This window comes from Rothia mucilaginosa (assembly GCF_001061665.1).
Lineage (GTDB): Bacteria > Actinomycetota > Actinomycetes > Actinomycetales > Micrococcaceae > Rothia > Rothia mucilaginosa_A.
In genome coordinates this window covers 448,450-470,651 of record NZ_JVSP01000002.1, presented here as the reverse complement: position 1 = coordinate 470,651, position 22,202 = coordinate 448,450, and the positions used below count along the sequence as shown (strand labels likewise).

13 protein-coding genes and 1 tRNA gene are annotated in these 22,202 nt (G+C 61.2%); 6 read left to right on the top strand and 8 right to left on the bottom strand.

Going from position 1 to position 22,202, the window contains the following annotated elements; genetic code table 11:
• Positions 1-2,101 (top strand): TPM domain-containing protein (locus tag ADJ95_RS02280; protein WP_342626552.1); only part of this gene is annotated, 2,101 nt, incomplete at its 5' end.
• 156 nt (positions 2,102-2,257) lie between these two features.
• A complete protein-coding gene (locus tag ADJ95_RS02275) occupies positions 2,258-3,010 on the top strand; it encodes a PspA/IM30 family protein (RefSeq protein WP_049332152.1) in 753 nt (250 codons plus the stop codon).
• Between the two features lie 104 nt (positions 3,011-3,114).
• Here the strand turns inward: ADJ95_RS02275 and ADJ95_RS02270 are convergent, their stop codons facing one another.
• Complete coding sequence (locus tag ADJ95_RS02270; RefSeq protein WP_049332150.1) at positions 3,115-5,526, bottom strand: S-layer homology domain-containing protein; 2,412 nt, start codon at positions 5,524-5,526, stop codon at positions 3,115-3,117.
• 1,465 nt (positions 5,527-6,991) lie between these two features.
• Here ADJ95_RS02270 and ADJ95_RS09590 point away from each other — a divergent pair.
• From ADJ95_RS09590 to ADJ95_RS02260, 3 genes are all read left to right on the top strand, one after another.
• Positions 6,992-7,231, top strand: a complete 240-nt coding sequence (locus ADJ95_RS09590; protein ID WP_005505332.1) for a gallidermin/nisin family lantibiotic — start codon at positions 6,992-6,994, stop codon at positions 7,229-7,231.
• Positions 7,232-7,295: 64 nt separating this feature from the next.
• A complete protein-coding gene (locus ADJ95_RS02265; RefSeq protein ID WP_231840295.1) occupies positions 7,296-7,898 on the top strand; it encodes an ABC transporter ATP-binding protein in 603 nt (200 codons plus the stop codon).
• A gap of 726 nt (positions 7,899-8,624) precedes the next feature.
• On the top strand, positions 8,625-9,248 hold the full coding sequence (locus ADJ95_RS02260; protein ID WP_005505326.1) for a hypothetical protein: 624 nt from the start codon (positions 8,625-8,627) through the stop codon (positions 9,246-9,248).
• A gap of 575 nt (positions 9,249-9,823) precedes the next feature.
• Here the strand turns inward: ADJ95_RS02260 and ADJ95_RS02255 are convergent.
• From ADJ95_RS02255 to ADJ95_RS02235, 5 genes are all read right to left on the bottom strand, one after another.
• Positions 9,824-10,417, bottom strand: a complete 594-nt coding sequence (locus ADJ95_RS02255; RefSeq protein WP_005505324.1) for a protoglobin domain-containing protein — start codon at positions 10,415-10,417, stop codon at positions 9,824-9,826.
• Positions 10,418-10,514: 97 nt separating this feature from the next.
• Positions 10,515-11,750: an IS256 family transposase gene (locus ADJ95_RS02250; RefSeq protein WP_049332147.1), complete on the bottom strand. Its 1,236-nt coding sequence runs from the start codon at positions 11,748-11,750 to the stop codon at positions 10,515-10,517.
• A 648-nt stretch (positions 11,751-12,398) separates the two neighbouring features.
• Positions 12,399-12,475: transfer RNA gene (locus ADJ95_RS02245), tRNA-Met, on the bottom strand.
• A 335-nt stretch (positions 12,476-12,810) separates the two neighbouring features.
• The gene (locus ADJ95_RS02240; protein ID WP_049332145.1) at positions 12,811-15,927 is read right to left on the bottom strand and encodes a UPF0182 family protein; all 3,117 of its coding nucleotides are present in this window, start codon (positions 15,925-15,927) and stop codon (positions 12,811-12,813) included.
• Between the two features lie 244 nt (positions 15,928-16,171).
• On the bottom strand, positions 16,172-17,395 hold the full coding sequence (locus ADJ95_RS02235; RefSeq protein ID WP_049332144.1) for a YlbL family protein: 1,224 nt from the start codon (positions 17,393-17,395) through the stop codon (positions 16,172-16,174).
• A 223-nt stretch (positions 17,396-17,618) separates the two neighbouring features.
• Here ADJ95_RS02235 and ADJ95_RS02230 point away from each other — a divergent pair, with 223 nt between their 5' ends.
• Complete coding sequence (locus tag ADJ95_RS02230; RefSeq protein ID WP_049332142.1) at positions 17,619-19,082, top strand: zinc-dependent metalloprotease; 1,464 nt, start codon at positions 17,619-17,621, stop codon at positions 19,080-19,082.
• A gap of 145 nt (positions 19,083-19,227) precedes the next feature.
• Here ADJ95_RS02230 and ADJ95_RS02225 read toward each other — a convergent pair whose 3' ends face one another.
• Both ADJ95_RS02225 and ADJ95_RS02220 read right to left on the bottom strand, forming a co-directional pair.
• The gene (locus ADJ95_RS02225; RefSeq protein ID WP_049332137.1) at positions 19,228-19,860 is read right to left on the bottom strand and encodes a M48 family metallopeptidase; all 633 of its coding nucleotides are present in this window, start codon (positions 19,858-19,860) and stop codon (positions 19,228-19,230) included.
• On the bottom strand, positions 19,844-21,793 hold the full coding sequence (locus ADJ95_RS02220) for an ATP-dependent helicase (RefSeq protein WP_049332135.1): 1,950 nt from the start codon (positions 21,791-21,793) through the stop codon (positions 19,844-19,846). The genes ADJ95_RS02225 and ADJ95_RS02220 overlap by 17 nt, the downstream gene beginning before the upstream one ends.
• Positions 21,794-22,202 lie beyond the last annotated feature (409 nt).

Genomic DNA, 22,202 nt, shown 5'->3' with positions numbered 1-22,202 from the left:
CGATAACGGAGGAAATAGCATGACCAACCACGCCCCCGCGCGTTACTCTCGCAGTCAGCGCCCGCGCCTACGCACCGTAGTGGGTGCCACAGCGCTGGCAGCAGGTCTGTCCTTCGCCCCCGTCGTGGCCCCGGCCGGTTCGGCGTTCTTTACCGCCGCCGGCCCCTCGGCCGCGCAGGCCGCTGACCCCATGCAGATTACCGGTACCCGCATCTACGACACCACGAATTCCCTGGGCAATACCTCCACGCTGAGCTCCAAGATTTCGGCTCTGTCGAAGAAGCACAACGTGGACCTGCACGTGGTGACCATCGATAAGTTTGAGAACCCCTCGGGTTCCCAAGCGTGGACCAAGGCCCTGGCCGCGAAGAACAACTGGGGCTCGGCCGATGTGGTGCTGGTGATTGCCACCGAAAGCCGCCAGGCGTATTTCCTGGCCGGTAGCACGAAGACCCTGTCGAGCGATCAGCAGACGAAGGTGTACCAGAACTACATCAAGCCGAAGCTGCAGAACAGCGATTACTCCGGCGCGGCGTTGGCCGCGGTCGAGGGGATCGAGGCTCAGAAGGGCGGCAGCTCTTCGAGCGTGGTGACCGGTGTGCTGGGAGTCGGTGCGGTGGCTGCCGTTGGTGGTGGCGTGTACGCGGCTCGTCGCCGTAAGCGTCGCAAAAACGCCCCGCAGCAGAACACCTATAACGCTCCCCGCCCGGTTCCGCGTCCGCAGGTCCCGGAGATTCCCCTGGAAGAGCTACGCACCCGCGCCGGTAGCGCCCTGTTGCAGGCCGACACCACGATGAGTCGCGCCAAGCAGGAGCTGGAGTTTGCGCGCGCCCAGTACGGCGATCAGCAGGTCGCCCGCTTCGAGAAGGAAATCGCCCGCGCCGAAGAACTGATGCGCCGTTCCTTCCAGCGCCAGCAACTGCTGACCGATAGTATTCCCGACACCGAGGCGGAGCAGCGCGCCTGGTTGAGCGAGATTATCGATAACTCCCAGGCCGTGGCCCGCATCTCGCAGGAGCAGGACGCTCAGCTGGCCCAGATGCGCGACCTTGAGCAGCAGGCCCCCCAAGCCATCGCTGCGCTGAACGAGCACCTCCCGCAGGTGCGTAGCACGGTGGCGGAGTGCTCCGCCCGATACGCCCAGATGAAGGAACGCTACCTGCCCTCGGCTCTGGAGCCCATCTCGAAGACCGCTGCTCTGCTGGAATCGAACCTGGCTCTGTGCACCGATGAGCTTCAGAAAGCACAGCAGCTGGTGGATACCAACCGAGCCGAGGCCGTTGCACACCTGCGCTCTGCCGAGGAAGCCTCGGCACAAATTCTCGCGCTGTCCAATGCGGTGACGAACCGCAACAACGAGCTCAACGCGGCTCAGGAGGCTTTGAGTACCGACCTGCTGAGTATTCAGCGCGACGTGGCCGAGGCCAAGAGCCTGGCCATGTCCCAGGGCCGTTCCGACCTGGCCGCCGTAGCCGCCGGTATGGAAGCGGTCCTCGGACAGGTGACGCAGAGCTCCACCGCCCGCCCGAACGACCCGCTGGCCCTGGCCAATCAGCTGCGTCAGCTCTCGAGCGAGCTGGACAAGTCGATGACGGAAATGCGCGCCACCCGCGATCGTTCCCGCGCGGCAAGCCAGACCCTCGATCGCACCCTCCGCTCCGCGCACGCCGCGGTGACCGGTGCCCGCGGGTACATCGATAATCGTCGCGGCGCCGTGGGCCCCACGACCCTGACCGCGATCTCCGAAGCCGAACGTCACCTCATGAACGCCAACCGGATGCGTAACTCCAACCCGTTGGAGGCTCTGAACGAGGCCAACATGGCCCTTCAGCAGGCCAACGACGCGCAGAACCGCGCCGCCCGCGAGATGGGCCAGTTCTCCGAACGGTCCAGCGGTGGCGGCGGTAATAGCTGGGGTAGCGACCTCGCGAAGGGCCTGCTGCTGGGTGCCATCCTGAACACCCTGGGCTCCGGCTCGACCCACAGCTGGGGCAACAGCTCGGGCGGCTCCTCCTCCGGCGGAGGCTGGAGCGGCGGCGGCTTCAGTGGCGGCGGAGGCGGCGACTGGGGCAGCGGCGGTGGCGACGGCGGTAGCTTCTAGTTCACCCAATTCACCCAAAGTTCAGATTGAGGTCATCGGGCGTGCATGGTTTTCACAGCCCGCGCCCAGAAACCTCTCACATAATAAGTTGTACGGGCACGGCTCACGAGGAGCGTGGCGCTCCCCCGCAGCCCGTTGAACAGAAAGTAGGAAATCATGGCTAAGCAGACTATCTTCGGTCGAATCGCACAGCTGGCGAAGGCAAACATCAACGCCCTGCTCGACGCTGCCGAGGACCCGCAGAAGATGCTGGACCAGATGGTTCGCGACTACACCAACAGCATCCGTGAGGCAGAGGCCGCCGTCGCCCAGACCATCGGCAACCTGCGACTGCTGGAGAAGGACCACGCAGAGGACCTCAAGGAAGCCCAGGAGTGGGGCGCCAAGGCTCTGGCCGCCTCCAACAAGGCAGATGAGCTTCGCACCGCTGGCGATACCGCTAACGCTGACAAGTTCGACAACCTCGCCAAGGTTGCCCTGGGCAAGCAGATGCAGGCTGAGAAGGCTGCACAGGCCCTCGAGCCCCAGCTGGCTTCCCAGACCCAGGTCGTGAACCAGCTCAAGGACGGTCTGGACAAGATGCGTACCAAGCTCGACGAGCTGAAGTACAAGCGCGACGAACTGACCTCGCGTCAGAAGACCGCCACCGCTCAGAGCCAGGTCAACGACGCTCTGAAGGCCTTCGACGTGATGGACCCGACCAGCGAAATCTACCGTTTCGAAGAGAAGGTCCGCCGCGAAGAGGCACGCGTCATCGGTCAGCAGGAGCTGGCATCCTCCTCGCTGGACGCACAGTTCAACACCCTGGAGGAGATGGGTCGCCAGAACGAGCTCGACACCCGCCTGGCCGAGCTGAAGGCAAAGCAGACCCCCGCTATCGGTGGCGACACCCCCACCCAGACCCTCTAATCCGGTAGCGCGCCGATAGGCGCCTCCCTGTAGGTCACATACAAGAACCGCCCCGCTCCTGAAAAGGAGCGGGGCGGTTCTTTATGCTTTAGGAGCCGTACGCCTTAGTTAGCGTAGATGTACAGGTAGCCTGCCATAGCGTCACGGGTGATGGCTGCCGAGGAGGTCGAGCCGGTGCCGATGCCATTCGAGGCGGCCCAGGCCAGGGCCTGCGATGCGTAGCCGCCCTGAGCCTGTGCCGGGGAGCCGGCGGCACGGTACATGAACTCGGCCATGGTGGACTCGGTGACGGCCTCCAGGGGACGGAAGTCGCTACCGGTGATACCCTGCTGGCTCAGCCAGTAAATCTCCTTGTACGCGGGGTGGTTTACCGGAACGTCGCTGAACGGCGAAACGGCCGGTGCGTTCACGGCGGGGCGACCAGCCACGCGGTACAGGTAGGTTGCCAGCTGCGCACGGTTGACCGATGCGTTCGGGCGGAAGGTGCCGTCCGCGAAGCCGAGCATGATGCGGTGATCAGAGTTCCAGCTGATCTCGTTGTAGTTCGGGTTCGAGTCGGACAGGTCGCTGTAGCCCAGCGCGGGGGTCTTGCCCGCGAAGTCCAGCGAGGAGGCCAGGATGTGCGGCAGGTCGTAGTCGTGGTGGCTGAAGCCGTCAATCAGCTTCACGCGGGCGTCAGAGAAGCCTGCGCCCAGGTATGCGTTGTAGCCGGACTCGACGGCGCCTCGTGCGCTCCAGGTGACGGGGTTGGTGTTACCGGAGGTGTCATTCGCGCCAACCCACCAGTACATTGGGGATGCCTTGGTGGTTGCGTCGGCATCCACCGAACCGTCCGAGTCACCGCCGGCGACCATGATGGAGCCGCCGCCCTGACGCCAGGAGGTGTTGTGATCGGTCAGCTCGTAGGTGATGAACTCGGCGCCACCGGAGTAACCCATGGTCCACACCTGGGATGCGTCCAGGTTGTTCTCGCTCACGAAGGACTTCGCGAAGGAGCGGAAGAACTCGCCGTTGGTGTCCATGTCTTCCCACCAGGTGATGCCGTCGCCGGATGCGTTGGTGTCCGGGGAAATGACCGGTACGAAGACCATGTTGCGGGCGTTCGCGATCTTGCCCATTGCCGCGAGCATGCCCTCGTCGGGGGTGTAGACCTTGGACTCGTCACGCTGCCAGTAGTCACCGTCGAAGTAGAAGACCACGCCAACGGGCTTGGAGTAGTCCAGGTTGTTCGCGTACACGTGGTACTGCGAGGTGGTGCCGGCCGGGGAGGTGTAGCTCTGGTAGGTTGCGGAGCTCATGGTGCGGGCACGCTGGGTGCTCTGCTGCTTCTGCTCGGTCTTCTGCTCAGCCTTGGGCGCGGCGGTCGCCTTGCCCTTGGTCAGCGAGTTGCTCAGGATCTGGGAGAAGTTGTAGTCGAAGTGGCCCGAGCCGTTCAGAACGGTTGCGGAGGCGTTGGTGTAGCCAGCGTTGCGGTAGGCGTTGTAGCCGCCCTCAACGGCGCCGCGGGCGCTCCAGGTCTGCGGGTAGGTCTCACCGGTGCCGTCGTTCGAGTTTGCGTACCAGAACATCGGCTGGAACTTCAGCGCTGCGGAGGGAGTGCCCTCGTCCAGGCCGCCACCAGCGACCATAATGGAGCCACCGCCATTGCGCCAGGTCTGGGGCTTAGTGTTCAGCTCGTAGGTGATGAACTCGGCACCACCGGAGTAACCCATGGTCCACACGTTGGAGGAGTCCACGCCGTTAGCCGCGATGAAGGAAGACGCGAAGGAGCGGAAGAACTCGCCGTTACGGTCCATGTCCTCCCACCAGGTCACGCCAGCATCGTAACGGTTGGTGTCCGGGGAGATGACGGGCACGAACAGCATGTTCTGTGCCGCAGCGGAGGCAGCCATCTGAGCCAGCTCGCCGGAGGGGTCGTAGACCTTGGACTGGTCGTTGCGCCAGTAGTCACCATCGAAGTAGAAGACCACGCCAACGGGCTTGGAGAAGTCCACACCGTCCGCGTACACGTGGTACTGCGAGGTGGTGCCCGCCGGGGAGGTGTAGGACAGGAAAGTCTGGTTGGTGCGGGTTGCGGGAACGGTGCTGCCGGCAACGGTGGACTGTGCCGCCTGAGCGGTCTGGGCGTTAGCAACCTGCGAGAGAGTGGGCTCGGTGACCACGGGAGCGGTCTGGGTAGCCTGTGCCGAGGGGGTGGTCTGCGCAGACTGGAAGGTTGCGGGAGTAGCCTGCTCGGTCTGTGCTGCCTGAGTTGCCTGTGCGGTGTAGGTCTGCTGGATGGGCTGGACCTGGTTGGTTGCGGGAGCCTCAGCCTGCTGGCGAACCTGCACAGCCACCTGCGAAAGAGTAGACTGGGCGGTCGCGGTAAAGAGCGAGCCCTGGGGTGCGCCGCCGGGGATGTCCTGTACGACGGGAGCGAACGCGGATGCGGGAGACAGCAGGGTGCTACCGAGCACGGTGGGAACGGCAATAGCCGCGAGAGAGCCTGCCTTAACGGTGCGGGGGCGAAGTGCCATGGGGTGTCCTCGTTGTTGGTGTTTCTGGGGCGTGAACGCCCGTGAGTGGTTGAGTGATAGGTGATCTATAGGTGAGAAGCCTATAGGCGGTCGGCCTGCGGTTTTGGCACCGCTTTGGTTTGTCCATCACCATCCCGTGCTCGTGGCGGGGATGTCCTCATGCGATGGTTTGTGCGGGGTCAGTCCGATGACCTGCGCGGCGGACCGTGGTAACCATGTACTCAAAGCTACCAGGTCAAAAAGCCTTTTCTAACGGTTTTTTGGAGCATTTTTACCCCCTCGCAAAATACTAACCCTAAGCCTAAACTTTTTCTAAGGTTTAAGTTGAGAATGACATGGGTTCAACCGACGGTTGAATGAGGGGTTTTGCCTTGATTTTTCGCGGTTTTTGAGCGTTTTTTGAGCTCTATTCAAAACATTCACTCCAGGCTTTAGAGTTTTATTGTGAGGACAATCACTTTCCGAGTTAATTTTTGCGGTTTTTAGCCATTTTTGCACCAAAATCCGCAGAATTCCGGGGTAAATCGACTGATTTCTCAACCGGGAATATAGAGAACATATCGCATATTCCGGTTCTGGCATGAGGTAAAAATGTCCTTTCGGGGAGTTCATAGCAGCTCACCGGCCTCCATGCGCACGATTCCGAGTGCCTCGACAAGGAAGCATTTTGACTCCTTCGAACTCCTTCGAGGAGCCGCCCCGAAGCCCCAATTTTTCCCCACCGTCAATCCGATCACTACTGGTCCGACTGACAAACTCAGAGAATTTGGAAAGAGGAGAAGAGAAGCTGGAGGGAGAAGAGCGGGATATTCTGGACCGACCAACGAGCACGGGGATAAGGGCCAGCAAGACACCCATCTGCGACCACGAGATTTCGGAACAAGTTAGAGACGACAGAGCCCCCAGAGACAGCTGGGGAGCTCCCGCTAGACGCCTATGTCGAGGTAACTGCGCCGAGGCGGTTTGCGTCAAGATGAATTGTGCCAAGATGAATTGCGCCAAGAGACTATACCGAGACAGCCGCATCAAGTACGGCATGGGGTGCAAACCATTGCGCACAGCGCAGACCCCTCCGGTTAGCCGAGCCGGGTTCGATACAGGGTGCAAACCATCGCGTGCAACACGCCCTCTCCCCGCTCAGCCAGGTCACGCTCTGCCATATCGGAACTCAATCAAATCGGGGCCGTATAAGCCGGCATCCAACCGGTCAGTGCCCGAACATTCAAAGGGCCGGGGTAAAGAACCGTACGGTCATAGCTAGAATCGACAGCACAGCCGATTCCGGGCATAAAAAAACTCCCGATAGCTAAGCTATCGGGAGTTATCCGTTGCGGGGACAGGATTTGAACCTGCGACCTGAACATTCTGAAAGTTGCCCCTACTAATCTTGCATCGTTGTATCATAGCAGTGCGGGTAACTTTCTGTTACCTGAATATGTTCAGATTCTGAGAGCTTGGAGAAGTCGTGGTCACCGTTGACCTTGACACCCGTGTTGAAGAGGTTGAGGAAGCTGTTTGTCCTCACATCACCTCGAAGTTCCTGTGCGCCCCTGGGTGCCCGACGGGTGGCATTGCATGCTTCACTGCCCAGTGTGCTAACGGCTGCGGCATCTCTGTTGGCTGCAAGTGGTTAGTAGCTTTGTCGCAGCAGTCGGCCCTGGAGGGAAGGCATCCTAGGCCTTACCTCCAGGGCCGTTTTCTTTGAAAGGTAGGCCATGCCAGCTATATCGGTAACTGATTTGTCGGTTGGGTACAAGAATTCCCCAGTAGTGAGCGGCATTAACTTGCAGCTAAATACTGGCAGGATAATCTGCCTCCTTGGACCAAATGGGGCAGGTAAAACCACCTTAATGAAAACGCTCCTTGGTCGGATAAAACCAATAAGTGGCCACATTAGATACGATCAGACAGACATTAGCGAAATGTCAGCTGCAATCGACCATCCAAGCTACTTTCCGTATCTGAGCGGTAAACAAAATGTACAGGTCGTCGCGGCATTCTGGGGTCTGGATGTTGATCCTGAGTCGGCTTTGGATAGTGTGGGCATCGTCCGCGCTGCCCACGGGCGGAAAGCCAAGGACTACTCGACCGGCATGAAGGAACGGCTGGAGCTTTGTCTTGCTTTATTATCTAGACCAAGATTTTTGTTCCTTGATGAGCCACAGAATGGTTTGGATCCAGATGGCATGATCTCCTTGTCTGCGACGCTTCGTCGTTATCGGGACGAAGGGAACTGCGTTGTAATATCAACGCACCTCCTCCATGAGATTCAAGGCGTCCCGGATGAGTGTGTCGTAGTTCGTAACGGCAAAGCTTTGCATATCCCCGACCTCAACGGCGTGAATCTCGCGGACCTATATCACCGGGGGTAGGACCATGCGAATTACTTCAGCTATCCGTGCTTTGCTTACTTACTATTGGAACATCTGGTATTTTCTCGCGGCTATCTTGGGCTCAATGGCGTCACTATTCCTCGGTGCATGGATTTCAAGTGAGGCAAGCGGAACTCCAATAACAGGGGGATACAGCTTCTTCTTTACTGGAACGCAGCCACTAATTTCCCTCGCATTACTCTTTATACTTGATGCTAGGGTTTCCAAGGTCCACTACGGGGGTTTGCCTCAGCAGGTATACATTGCCTGGTTGCCTAGCGTCCTACGCACCATCTGTCGAACACTTTCAATAGTTCTTGTAAACCTACTTAGTGTGCTGCTATTCGATCTAACAATGGTTTTGTCTGGTTCGAAAATGCACTCTGGGCTAGCAACCCTGCTTTGCTTTCTTACCTTCCAAAGTATACTAATTGCTCTGATCTACTCGACATTAGAAAGTCTCTCAAAACCTCCGACTGCCGCGGTAATTTCAGGTGTTCTTCTGTACTTCTGGATAGTGCTACCCGGTAACCTAGCTGACAATGCTACCCCATACATATCAAACGCCCTCCACTCCGTAGGGCTGAATCTCAATGGTACCGCAATCTCGTTCGTAGATATCCAGGAGCAATCAAATTTCGGTTTCTCTGCGCTTATCCCGGTACCAATCCTAATTATTACCTATGTTCTTGTGGCTAGGTTTCGAAGTAAAGGAGCAGTAAGAAAATGAAGTCTTTGTGTTCTATCGAGCGAATTGCAATCATTCGTTGGGTCACGATCGCTTATCTCGGTGCACTAGTTCTTCCGCTGCTGTTTCTCCGTTATGGAAATACCATTGCCGTAGCGCAATCCGCGTTACTCATCATGCTCCCAATTGCCACGGCAGGTCTAGCTTTGTCGCATGCTAAGGTCCCTGCCTCGTACGTCTCGTTTAGTATTCACGATAAAGTTCTGCTCCGGTTCATTGCTAAATCGCTGCTTCTCGCACAAGTAGTTAACCTTTGTTTGAGTCTGCTTTATGTCTCTATCATTGGCGAGCTTGTTAATGAGCGACTGTCGAGTCATACTGCTTTAGTACTTGTTTTCTCTTCGGTTGTGCTAACTCTGGCCTGTTTTGCGCTTCGGCTTTGGACTACTTCATTAGTTTCATGGATTGTTATCATCTTTTTTGTGGTGGCAGGTCTTCCGATTAGCACAGGTGATTTTGCGAACTCACCGATCTTGTTTGCTGTCGTTCCCACGACTTGGATTTTAAAAGGCGCCACCTTTGGCTCCTATATATTTTCTACCGGGTTTCTGTTGGCTGCGATAAGTTCGGGGTTTTTACTAACGTCGGTGAAACGTGCATAGCTATACTTCACTTGGAAAAGCGTATGTGAGGATAGCTGCACTTCCAACGGATAGGTTTCCAAGTGACGGCAAAGCGAAGTCAGCGTTTGCTAAACTGTTCTATCGAATCCCAGTTTGAGATCGGTCCTTGCAAGTTCCACACCTTCGTTTTATTCCGCTATCACGAAGGCTATTTCCGGCTCTTCCGAGTTGAGTGTGGGTGACCAGGTATTGGTCGGGGGTTGTGGGTAGAGGTCGAGGTCCTTGATGATGAGCGGACTTCTACCACCGCGATCTTCAAAGGACCTCCTGTTGACTTCTTACCGTGACGGATCATGGGGCAGCCACACACAGAGCACGATGCAGTATTCACAGGAACGAGGCAAACACGACCAACTGAAAGAGTGACTTTCCCGCACCAGAAAGCCGAAAAGTCACCCAACCAGCAACACGTAGTGTCCTATAACCCAGAAAGAAAGCTCTCCCTGGAAGCCACTGAGGCTTCCAGGGAGAGCAGTCAGAGAGTGCGAAAGACGAATACACCGCTATCAAGCGTGAGGCGGCCGATGGGGGAGTCGTAGGTGGCGAGCGCCGGATCAGAATTGCTCGGGGTGATCGCGGTAGGCATACGCCCACACTGTCACGGCGACAGTCACAGCGCGAGTCCACGCGTCACGGACAGCGTCCAGTTCTGCGCCCTCGAAGCCCTCCGCCAGGAGACGGTGCCCGACCTCCACAGTCGGCGCGATGAAGGCGAGCACGTAGCGCAGAGGCACGAATGGCGTCGAGTCCGCCCCATCCGCCGCGTTCTTCGCCGCGGTCATGTGTCGAGCTCCGATCAGGTACTGGTAGTCCAACCACGCCTGATCCCGCTCGCGCGTGCACATGTCGATGATCCACTGGGCGAATCGGGGCTTTGACGCCTGCGCGTACTCGGGGTTCGGCTGTCCATCCGGATGCGCGGAATGTGCTGCCAGGTAGGTCTTTTGAGCCAAAATCCCGCGCCACGTGTCGACCATTTCCATGGCATGCGGCGCCAGGATGGGTTCTGCTCGCGCGAGCAGCTCTGCGTCACCGGGCTGGACGTGCGCGGCGGCCTCAATCTGGCGTAGATCCTCGAGTGTGAGCGGAGACGTGGGGACGGCATCGGTGCCGTAGGTGTACCCCGACGAGTGGTCGTAAGCGGTCATGCGAACCTCCTTGAACTTATGCGTCATTGTAGAACGTGCTCTTGCTCAGGTCAAGTCCTGTGGAGTGGTGTAATCGTTTTGTGTCCTTCGGGTTGGGTTATGCGCTGAGTTGGAGTGGGGTGTCCTCCTGCCCGGTGGGTTGTGGTGTGAGTCGTGATTTGGTGAGGATGTCGAGGCTGAGGTAGCGTCGGCCTTCGGCCCATTCGTCGTTTTGTTCGGCGAGGACGGCTCCGACTAGGCGGATGATTGCTTGTCGGTTGGGGAAGATTCCCACGGTGTCGGTGCGGCGGCGGATTTCGCGGTTGAGGCGTTCGTTGGGGTTGTTGGACCAGATCTGGGTCCACACCCCGGTGGGGAAGGACGCGAACGCGAGGACGTCTGCCCTGGCTTGATCGAGGTGATCACACACGGCGGGGAGCTTGTCGTGGACGTAGTCCAAGAGCCGGTCGTATTGAGCGTTGACCGATGCCGCGTCGGGCTGGTCATACACCGAGTGCAGCATCGCTTTGACAGCGGGCCATAGTGCTTTGGGGGTGACGGACATGAGATTAGCGGCGTAGTGGGTACGGCATCGTTGCCAGGTGGCTCCGGGTAGGTTGGCGGCGATGGCCTCAACCAGGCCCAGATGGGCATCACTGGTGACCAGGCGCACGCCGGTCAGGCCTCGGGCGACCAGGTCGGCGAAGAACTCCTTCCAGGCTGGAGCGGTCTCGCTGGTGGACACGCGCACCCCCAGCACTTCGCGGTGTCCGTCATTGTTGACTCCGGTGGCAACCAGAACCGCGCACGAGACGACGCGTCCTCCTTCGCGTACTTTCATGGTCAGTGCGTCAGCGGCGACGAAGGTGAAAGGCCCGGCATCGTGGAGGGGCCGGTTGCGGAACTGGTCCACGTGTTCGTCGAGGTCTGTTGCCATCCGTGAGACCTGGGACTTGGACAGTCCTGTGATCCCCAGGGTTTTGACGAGCTTGTCCATACGGCGCGTGGATACTCCTGCCAGGTAGCAGTCAGCGACCACTGTGATCAACGCGGTTTCACAGCGTTTGCGCCGTTGCAGTAACCATTCTGGGAAGTAGGTGCCTGAGCGCAGCTTGGGGATCGCCACGTCGATGGTGCCGACCCTGGTGTCCAGGGGCCGGTAGCGATACCCGTTGCGCCTGGTGTGACGCTGCGGGTCTTGTTGGCCCCACTGGGCCCCGCACACCGCATCAGCGTCCGCTGATAGCAACGCGTTAATGACGTGCTGGAGCAAGGAACGCATCAAATCTGGGGATGCCTGGGATAACGCCTCGCCAAGCAGGCCAGCAGGGTCGATAATATGAGGAGCGGTCATCGTTGTGCCTCCAAATCGTTTCGAGTCAGAAGTAGAAGAGCTTTCTCGAAGGATCACACGGTGACCGCACCCATCACAAGCAACGGGCCGATCACCACACGGTTACACCACTATGCGGGACGCTACTCTTTCACCGCTTAGTTACCGCCTGTTTGAGGCTAAGCGGTATATCGAAAACGTTGGTATATCAGTCAAAACATGGTGTGTTGCCGCCTCTACCGCCTAATTTCTAAAAAGTGTACACGCGAGTGTTCATCTTCCTACATATGCGTGTGTATATATAAAAGTTTTCGGTTTTAGGCGGTGAAGGCGGTAAAGGGTTGGGATTCGGTTGAGATACGAGGGAAAATGCTATACCGCTTTTGCATTTTCAGGCGGTAAACAGCCGGTATCAACGCCGATTAGGCGGTGAAAATCCTCCTCTGCAACCTCCCTCCCACGAGATCATGCACGAGCGAAGATAGTCATACGCCCCGAAGGGGCGTTGGATGATAGTCCTCGATGTTGGGTGATAGTCCCCCCTCCCCCCACCTCGACGACGGGCCTGAGTTTGGCTGAAAGGTAGGGAATAACATAGGGATTCGGTCTCGTCAGGGCAAAACAAAACCCGGTATCTCAGCGACTTTTCGTTGAGATACCGGGTTTTTCTGGTTGCGGGGACAGGATTTGAACCTGCGACCTCCGGGTTATGAGCCCGGCGAGCTACCGAACTGCTCCACCCCGCGGCGACTCATACAACTATACAGACCCCAAACCGGGCATGCAAGCCAAAAACGCGATTTGTAACCAAGCACACAAAAATAGGGGCTGTTGGGTAGAAAGCAGTTGGGTAGAAAGCAGTTGGGTAGGAATAGGGGCTACGGGGCAGTGCCAGGGGTAGAACATACAGGAACGGGGTGGAAGCGATACACTTCCACCCCGTTCCGTCAGAGACCGCTAGAGGTAGTCAGTAGGAGCCGTATCCAGTGCAGGCCCCGGTTCTAGAGCGAGGACGCTAGACCCGTGGACATCCGATCCGTGAGCATCCGGTATGCGCTACTCCCCCGCCGCCTCAGGCATCCTAGTGAGAAGTCGAAAGGCTCGCGCTGGGCTTAGCGCTAGCCGCTGCGCTCGGAGCCGCCGAGGCGCTGGGCGCTGCCGATGCAGAAGCCTTAGCGGACGCCGTGCTCTGCGCCTCCTCAGCCTCCAGAGCCTTCTTCACGGCTGCTTCCAGACGCTTCTGAGCCTCACCGTAGGCAGCCCAGTCGCCCTTCTTCATCGCCGCATCAGCATCGGTCATCGCCTTCGAGGCATCCGTCAGAGCCTGCTTCAGCTCCGAAGACTGCGAAGCCGAAGAACCTCCGGTCGAAGCACCCGAAGAACCAGAGGAGCCGGAGGCAGAAGCCGAGGGGCTAGCCGCCGAACCGTCCAGCTTCGCGCCCGAGGAGCCGCCGAACACCTGGTTCAGCGCCTCCTCCAGAGTCGGAGCGAAACCGACCTTATCGCCGAAGCTCACCAGCACACGCTGCAGACGCGGGTACTTAGCGTCACCGCTCGACTGCACGTACACCGGCTGAACGTACAACATGCCGCCGCCCACCGGCAGAGTCAGCATATTGCCGTTAATAACCTCGGACGAACCGCGGCGCAGCAGGTTCAGCTGGTTCGACACCTCAGCATCAGAGTTGAAAATGTTCTGAGCCTGGCCGGGGCCGGGAACCACCGAAGAACGCGGCAACTCCAGCAGACGCAGCTTGCCGTAGTCGGGGCTACGCTCGCCGTCCTTACCGGTACCGGCGTCGCCGTTAGCGGCCAGGAAGCCGTACATCACGTTACGAGAGTTCGAATCGCTCTGCTGAGGAATGAACGTCGTCGTCAGCGAGAAGTGCGCGCGCGAATCCCCGGGCATCTGCAGGGACAGGTAGTACGGCGAAATCGGCTGGTTACGATCGTTGGTCGGGTCGTTCGGAATCGACCACACGTCATCGCCCGCGTAGAAGCTGTGAGCGTTCGTCACGTGGTACTTATTCAGCATGGTGCGCTGAATATTGAACATGTCGGTCGGGTAACGCACGTGGCTCATGAGCGAAGCGTTCATCTCGTGATAGCTCTTCACCGTGCCGGGGAAGACGCTCTGCCAAGCCTTGAGCACCGGATCTTCCTCATCCCAGGCGTACAGGGTCACCGAGCCGTCGTAGGCGTCCACGGTGGCCTTCACCGAGTTACGGATGTAGTTCACCGACTTCGAGCGCTGAGCCCCCGCCGCGGTGGCAGAATCCTGCGAGCTGCCCTGCGCGTAGGGGAACTGGTCGCTCGTCGTGTAGGCATCCACGATCCACTGCACGCGGTTATTCACGATCGCCGGGTACGGCTTGGAATCCACCGTCAGGTACGGGGCCACCTTGCGCACGCGGTCCAGCGGGTTGCGTTCGTACAGAATCTGTGAGCCGTCGCGCACCGCATCCGAGAGCAGAATGTCGGAAGACTGGAACTTAATCGCGTAGGACAGACGGGCCAGCATCGAATCGACGCGGGGGCCGCCGTTACCCGAGAAGGTGTACTTCGCGTCGGAGGCTTTCGTCTCGTCAGCAGAGAGCGGACGGTCCAGCTCCAGGGTGTCGCCCCTACCGCCCACAATCGAGTACTCCGGCGAGCTCATGCCGAAGTAGATGCGCGGCTCGTAATCCTCGCTCAGGGTACCGGTCGCCTTAATGCCGGACTGCAAGAACTTGGGGTTACCCGCCGAATCCACCTGGTTACCGTACGCGGCAATCACGCCGTAGCCGTGGGTGTACACCACGTGGCGGTTGTACCAGGAATCGCCGTTGGTCTGCGTGGGGTTCAGCTCGCGGGCCGCCAGCACGGTGTCCTGCGTGGTGTTACCCACGGTGTAACGGTCCACCGCCAGCTGCGACTCGAAGCGGTAGTACGGGCGGAACTGCTGCATCTGCGCGAACGCGGAGGAAACCACGTTCGGATCCAGCAGACGAATGTTCGCGATGGTCGCGCTCGAAGAGCTCAGGGCACCGGCGCGAGTGTCGATGGTCGCGTCGTACGGGGTGGTCTCAATCTTGTCCAGGCCGTAGGCGTAGCGGGTCGCATCAATATTGCGCTGAATAAACTGCGACTGCGCGCCCTGCTCGTTCGGAACCACCTGGAAACGCTGCACAACCCACGGGTACAGGCCACCGGCCACCAGCGATACGACCGCCAGCATTGCGGTGCTAATCAGCGGCAGACGCCAGTGATTCTTCACCGCGGCAGCAATGAACATGAACGACACCAGCAACGCCGAAACCGCCAAGATGGCGCTCACGGGAATGGATGCGTTCACGTCCGTGTACATGGCGCCGGCCCAGCGTCCGGCCTGCTGCTGGGTGGACGAGTAACGGTCCAGCCAGAAGCTCACCGCGCGGGTCAGAACAAACACGACGGCAAGCACGGCCGCGTGACGGCGGAAAGCGTGAGTCGTGGTCACGCCGCCCGGCTGCACCTTAATGCCGCCGTAGAAGTAGTGCATGAACAGGCCGGCCACCGCGGCGAGCGCCACGGAGGAGGTCACCAGCGACACCACCACGCGCAGGAAGGGCAGCACAAACACGAAGAAGCCGTAGTCCAGGCCGAATTCCGGGTCGGTCTTGCCGAAAGACTGCTGGTTGAAGAAAAGGGCGACCGTGCTCCACTGCGACATCGTTGCCGAGGCAATAAACAGGCCCAGTAGCAGCGGAACCGCAATCAGCAAAAGCTTACGCGCCTTATCCACGCTCTCGTGGTAGCGGCGCATGCTATCCTCGGCACGCTGCTGGCCGAACACGTCGCGGAGCATCTGCTCGGTCGCATCCGAGGCGCTCGTCGGGACGCTCTGGTTCGGGCCGGCCTCATCCTTCGCGTTCTGCTCGCGGGTGGCGGGCAGAACATCCGCGTGGCGGACCGCGTAGGTCATGGAGGCCCACAGCGGCAGGGCCACCACGAGGGCGGCCACAACGAACACCGCGGCCTTCAAAAGAATCTGGGTGGTGAAGACGGTGCTATAGCCCAGCTGGTCAAACCACAGCCAGTCCGTGTACACCTGGGATAGTCCCACAAATGCGGCAATCAGAACCGCGACAACCACAATCGTCATCAGTAGAGGGCTGCGACGCTTCTTTGCTCGTTCCTTCTTCTGTGGGCGTGGGGTCTTATCGGTCGACTCAGACACAATTCCTCGCTCATCATTTCAAAATGTTCCTTACCTTAAGTATCGCAGAGGTTGGAGGAACGAACGTCGACATGACGTCAGAGGAGGGGTCGTTCGCCCGCTATCCCACTATTCGCACACACGCTCACCGGTCGCGAGGCGGTCACCGCGCATAACGAAGGCCCCGGCTCGAGTGAGCCGGGGCCCGAAGCCTCCCGGAGGGAAGCGCCCGCGTTCGTCAGGGGTTGCCCGTTAGAGCTGCACGTTAGGATCCGCAGCGCGGCAGCGAATCATCGGGGGCGCCAGACTTAATGGCGCCCACGACCTGCACCGCCTCGTCCAGCGTCGAAACCGGGACCACCACCATCGTGCCACGCACCTGGCCGGCATGATAGTAGTTGAGCATCGAGGGATCCTGCTCCTGCATCTTCAGGACCGAATCGCAATTCTCCTTGGGGGCCAGGAAGTAGCGCGCGCCGTAGCGGCCCGTCGCCAAAATCTTGTACTTGATGCCGCCAATCGCGCCAACATTACCGTTCGCATCAATCGTGCCGGTACCCGACACGTAGCTGCGGTAGGGGTCGCCGCCGGCGTCCTCGTCTGCCAGCAGGGTGCCCTCACTCAGCTTATCCACCGTGCCGAGGGCCAGCATCAGGCCCGCGCTCGGGCCGCCCACGCCGTCCAGGTTGTACTGCACCTGCGCCGGCAAATCGTAGCTCTGCTTCAGGCTGATGCCCACGACCCAGCGGTCGCCCTCGGCCGAACGCACCGGGTTCAGCGTCACCGTGCGCTGCTGGCCGTCGCGCTCAACCGTCACCTGAATCGGCGAGCCGTTCGAGGCGTTTACCGCCTGCGACACGTCTTTGAGGGTGGTGATCTGCTTGTCCCCCACCTTCAGGAGGCGGTCGCCGCTCTCCAGCACGCCCGCCGCGGGAGAACCCTCAACGGTCGTGTTCACCAGCACCTTCTCGGTCACCTGCATCTTCAGGTGACGCATGGCCGCGACCTTCGCCTGCGTCTGCGAATCGGCCATCTGCGCGCCGGTTTCGGCCGTGGCCGTCTCGTGGCTCACGTGCGGGTACAGGGCGTCGGTGGGCACCACGAGGCTGCGGTTGCCGTCAAAAGCCAGCCACCCGTAGAAAGCCTCCGCGCCGGACAGCTCAGTGTACGGGCCGCCCGCCACCGACACCGTGGTCATGTTGAGCTTGCCGTAGGTCTTATAGCTGGGGGCGCCCGAAACCTCGATGACGTCCTTATCCTGGTAGGTGCCGAGCACGTCAAAGAGCGGTCCGGGGCCCTCCTTCACGTACGAGCTGGGCAGGACAAACGCACCGGCCAGCAACGCGCAGGTCGCCACGGCGCTCACGGAACGCAGGTTGAAGCGGCGCTCGCGGCTACGCGATCCGTGCTTACGGCGATGAGCTGAGGACTCGGCGGAAGCCTTCGATGAGGACTTCTCGGATTCGGACGGTGAGGTGGGCTTAGTCATGTTTTCTAGACTACCGGATGAACGTCCTCATCAACACACCTTTTCTGGTCAATCCCCCTGCCGGGGGTAAGGTCGGGGGTAAACCGGGTGAAGACCCGCTTGTGAGCCCTCAGCTGATTAAGGCGCATCCGAGGCGCCGACACGGGAAATTCACAGCAAAAATCGGTAGGCTGGACAGCGAGCGGGCCGGCTGTGCCCACCTTCGGATTAGGAAAGGTTTCAGATGTCTGATCACCACCACGGCGACGCCTCCAACGAGCGTGACCCCCTCGAAGAATTCCTGAAGAAGATGCAGGAGCAGGGCTTCGACCCCTCCGCAGGGGCAACCGGCCAGGGCGGTAAGGGCGCCTCCTCCAACGCACAGAACCCCTTCGGCGCGCTCTTCGGTGAGGGCGGGCAGAACCCCTTCGGCATTAACATCGATCCCGAGGACCTCAAGAACATGGGCATCAGCTTCGACCCCGCTATGCTGCAGGGCATGTTCTCGCAGGTGCAGGCCATGTTTGCCGGCGCATCCGACGAATCCAGCCCTAGCGGCGTGAACTGGACCAACGTCAAGAACCAGACCCGCCAGATGCTCGCCTCCATGGGCGAAGACCCGGCGGTTCCCGAAAACCTCAAGCGCGCCGTCGAGGACGCTGCCAACCTGGCCGACCTGTGGCTGGATGCGGTCACCTCCATCGAGCGTCACAACCTGCCCGTGCAGGCCTGGTCCAAGGCCGAATGGGTTGAGGAGTCCTTCGACTCCTGGCGCGAGATGGTCGAGCCCGTGGCCGCCGAGGTCACCCAGGCCATGGTCATGCCCGGCCCCGCGGACGAGCTGCCCGAAGAAATCGCCGCCATCTTCAACAGCGGATTCCTGAACAACGTTGGCGCCATGATCTTTGGCGCCCAGATGGCCCAGGCCCTCGCGAAGCTCGCCGGTGAGGTGTACTCCTCCACCGATGTGGGCTTCCCCCTCGCCCCCGGCCACTCCGCACTGCTGCCCAACGGCTACCAGCAGCTCGCGGACGACATCGAGGTGCCGCCGCAGGAGGTTCTGCTCTACCTGGCCGTTCGCGAGGCCGCGCTGATTCGCCTGCACAAGGCCAACCCCTGGCTGCGTGAGGACCTGGTCCAGCTCGTTGCCCGTTTCGCCCGCGGTATTCGCGTGGACATGAACCGTATGCAGGACGCCGCCTCCCAGGTGGACATGAACGACCCCGAGGCCGTTCAGGAGGCCTTCGAGGGCGGCATGTTCAGCCCCCAGCGCACCGAGGACCAGGAGCTGGCCGTTCAGCGTCTCGAGGGTTTACTGGCCCTCATCGAGGGTTGGGTGTCCGTCGTGACCGAGGACGCCACCCGCAACCTGCCCAAGGCTCCGCAGCTGACCGAAATCATGGCCCGCCGCCGCATCGACGGCGGCCCCAGCGAGCAGGTCTTCGAGAACCTGGTCGGCTTGGAACTGCGCCCGCGCCTGGTGCGTGAGGCACAGCAGTTCTGGCGCTGGTACGAAAACTCCCACGGCATCGAGGCCCGCGACGGCCTCTGGGACACCCCGGAGACCCTGCCCACCCCCGCCGAGCTGGAAGACTTCACCGCATACGACGCGCGCATGAACGAAATCAGCCTGGATGACGTGGACTTCGAGTCTGAGCTGCAGAAGCTGCTGGACGGCGGCTTCGGCGAGGCTCCCGAAGAGAAGTAACCGCGGGGACTACCCCGATAGACCGGCAAAATAATACTGAAACCTCGAGCGGGGGTGGCTTGTGAACGCACAAGCCACCCCCGCTCGAGTATTTCCGGCTGGTTCTGCCGGTTTGTTTTTTGCTTATTAGTTTTCGGAAAAAGCCCTATCCGGCGCTGTTTTCGCCGCGCTCGCCGCGCGAGCCTTCGGCCCGCGAGCGCCCCATCGCGTACCCGTCCAGGAAGGCGCGGGCACGCTCCAGCTGCGGGTAACGCGCCTCCAGGGTGCGGAAGGAGCGCGAATGGTTCGGCTGCAGCAGATGGCACAGCTCGTGGTGCACCACCGAATCCAGCGCGTACTCCGGAACCCCCTGCAGCTCCGAGGAGATGCGAATCTGCGCGGTCGCGTAGGTCGCCGAACCCCAGCGCTGACGCTGGTTGCTCACCCAGCGAATCGAGAGCCGTTTGAACTGCTCGGTGCCCTCCAGCTCCGGCAGGTAGGCGCGCACCAGCAGGCTGGCCCGCTCGTGCAGGTACTCGTCGGTGACATTCAGCTGCGCGGCGTGCTCACGGCGGGCGGCGCGACGCTGAATACGCGGCAGCAGGCGGGCAATATGCTCGTCTATCTCCTCGCTCGTGCTCGCGGCGGGAATGAGCAGGCGGTACGCGGGGTTGCCGTGCTCGTCCACGCCGTCGCGCTGCATGCTGATGGTGCGGGTGCGGCGGGCCGAGCGGACCAGCTCAATCTGCGGGCGATCCGCCGTGGCCGGCAGAATCTCTCGTTTAAAACGCTGAGCCATAGTCCTCTCCCTTCTGGTGACGGCCCTGCGAGCGGTTCCCGTACGAGTGGTTCCCGCGCGCGCCGCGGGCCGCTCCTCCGTAGCCGCTCGAGTAGCCGCTTGCGGCGGGGCGGCGGCGCTTGGCCGGGTCAATGTCATCCAGGAAACGCGAGCGCTTCCGCTGACCGCGGCCGCCCACGGTGCGGGTCATGGTCCAGGTCAGCCACAGGTACTTGCGGGCGCGCGTGATGCCCACGTACAGCAGGCGGCGCTCCTCGTCCACCTCATCCGGGGTGGTCGCGAAGGTAATGGGCATGAGGCCCTCGTTGAGGCCGCACAGGAACACGGCATCCCACTCCAGGCCCTTGGCCGCGTGCAGGGAGGCGAGGGTTACGCCGTTCATCTGCGGGGCCTCGTTGAACTCGCTACGGTGGTTCAGGGTCGCCACGACCTCGTGCATGGTCAGCGGCAGCGGCTCGGGCACACCAGGGCGCGGGTTGGCGCGGTGCTCCTTCAGCTGCTCCTGACGGTTCTGCGCCATCATGTCGACCATGTGCACGAGTGCGGCGAGGGATTCCCACTTCTGGCGGGTGGCGCCTCCCGAGAGGGGGCCCTCCTCCTTGTAGCCGAGGCCGCCGAGCACGTCGCGGGTGTAGCGGGTGACGTCTTCGGTGCCGTCGGTGGACTTGGCTGAGCCGCGCAGGGCGAGCATGGCCTGCTTGACCTCGGGGCGTTCGAAGAAGCGCTCCGCGCCGCGCAGCTGGTACGGGATGTGGGCGGCGGACAGTGCCGACTCAATCGCCGCCGACTGGGCGTTCGTGCGGAAGAGCACCGCAATCTCGGCGGGGGCCGCCCCCTCCTTGTCGATGAGGTCGCGGATATCCTCGGCGATGCCGGCGGCTTCCTGCTCGTCGTCCGCGTAGCCGAACCACTCCACGTCCACGCCGGGGCCGCGCTGAGACATCAGTTCCAGCGGCGGTGCCCAGGAGTGCGGGCTCGAATCGGGGTGCGGGCGGCGGGCGGCCAGCAGGCGGTTCGCGAGCTCCACCACCTGCGAGTGGGAGCGGTAGTCGCGGGTCAGCTTGACCGTGTGCGCCCCGCGGTAGCGTCGCGGGAACTCCAGCAGGTAGCGGCTGGTCGCGCCGGTGAAGGAGTAAATCGTCTGGGAGGCGTCGCCCACCACGCAGATGTCGTCGCGGCCGCCCAGCCACACGTCCAGCAGGCGCTGCTGCAGCGGGGAGACGTCCTGGTACTCGTCCACCACGAAGTGGCGGTACTGCTGGCGCACGGTCGCAGCGAGCTTCTCGTCCTCCTCGAGCATGGCGATGGTCAGTAGCAGCACGTCCTCAAAGTCGATGAGGTTACGCTCGTCCTTGAGATCTTCGTAGGCTTGGAAGATGCGCTGCATGTTCTGCGGGGTAATCGCCGAGGGCAGCTGTTTCTCGCTCAGGCGCTGCATGAGGGTGTCGGGGGTGAGCAGCTGAACCTTCGCCCACTCAATCAGCGACGCCAAATCGCGCAGCAGGGAACGGTCTGTGCTGATGCGCAGACGGTTCGCGGCCTCGGTGATGAGCGCCGCCTTGTTCTGCACGATGGAGGGGAAGGTGCCGCCCACGACCTGCGGCCAGAAGTAGGTGAGCTGGCGCAGGGCCGCCGAGTGGAAGGTGCGCGCCTGCACGCCGAACGCGCCGAGCTGCTGAAGGCGGGTGCGCATCTCTTCGGCCGCGCGCAGGGTGAAGGTCAGGGCGAGCACGCGCGGGCCCTGGTAGCGGCCAATCGCGATGCCGTAGGCGATGCGGTGCGTAATCGCGCGGGTCTTGCCGGTGCCGGCACCGGCGAGCACGCGCATGGGCCCGTCGAGCTCGGTGGCGACCGCGCGCTGGTCGGGGTCGAGGCCCGCGAGGATATCGTCAGCGGAGAGTGCGTGCTGCGGCTGCGGGGGTAGTGCGGTCATCGTTCTCCATCGGGGCTCGGCGCGGTTGCTGGATTCGCGCTGAATCTGTGCTGGTTCTGCGGGCTGGGCGTACGGGATGTACGGGGCGGGACCGGGAAGGTCGGCGCCGCTATTGCCCGGTCTTCCATTGTATTCCCTGCCGAACATCGCAGCAGGCCCGGGCGCGCACCCGTTCACCGCAAGCGCGCCCGTGCCCCAAGAACCTGCCCCTTCGTTGCGCCCCTGCCCGCGGGGAACCGCAGGGAATCGGCCGCGGCGGCTACTTGCGGGCGGCCGTGCGCGGACGGCGAAATGCGTGGTGATGCGTTCCCCCGGGATTCCGCCCGCCGGCAGGCCGCGCATCACCCAAAACTTTCTTCACTAGTCAGCATAAACATACGGTGAAAGGCTCGGGGTGCTCATATGGTTT

Coding starts and splice junctions, on each gene's coding strand:
- ADJ95_RS02275 (WP_049332152.1), top strand. CDS start 2,258: ATGGCTAAGCAGACTATCTTCGGTCGAATCGCACAGCTGGCGAAGGCA.
- ADJ95_RS02270 (WP_049332150.1), bottom strand. CDS start 5,526: ATGGCACTTCGCCCCCGCACCGTTAAGGCAGGCTCTCTCGCGGCTATT.
- ADJ95_RS02260 (WP_005505326.1), top strand. CDS start 8,625: ATGAAGTCTTTGTGTTCTATCGAGCGAATTGCAATCATTCGTTGGGTC.
- ADJ95_RS02255 (WP_005505324.1), bottom strand. CDS start 10,417: ATGACCGCTTACGACCACTCGTCGGGGTACACCTACGGCACCGATGCC.
- ADJ95_RS02250 (WP_049332147.1), bottom strand. CDS start 11,750: ATGACCGCTCCTCATATTATCGACCCTGCTGGCCTGCTTGGCGAGGCG.
- ADJ95_RS02235 (WP_049332144.1), bottom strand. CDS start 17,395: ATGACTAAGCCCACCTCACCGTCCGAATCCGAGAAGTCCTCATCGAAG.
- ADJ95_RS02230 (WP_049332142.1), top strand. CDS start 17,619: ATGTCTGATCACCACCACGGCGACGCCTCCAACGAGCGTGACCCCCTC.
- ADJ95_RS02225 (WP_049332137.1), bottom strand. CDS start 19,860: ATGGCTCAGCGTTTTAAACGAGAGATTCTGCCGGCCACGGCGGATCGC.
- ADJ95_RS02220 (WP_049332135.1), bottom strand. CDS start 21,793: ATGACCGCACTACCCCCGCAGCCGCAGCACGCACTCTCCGCTGACGAT.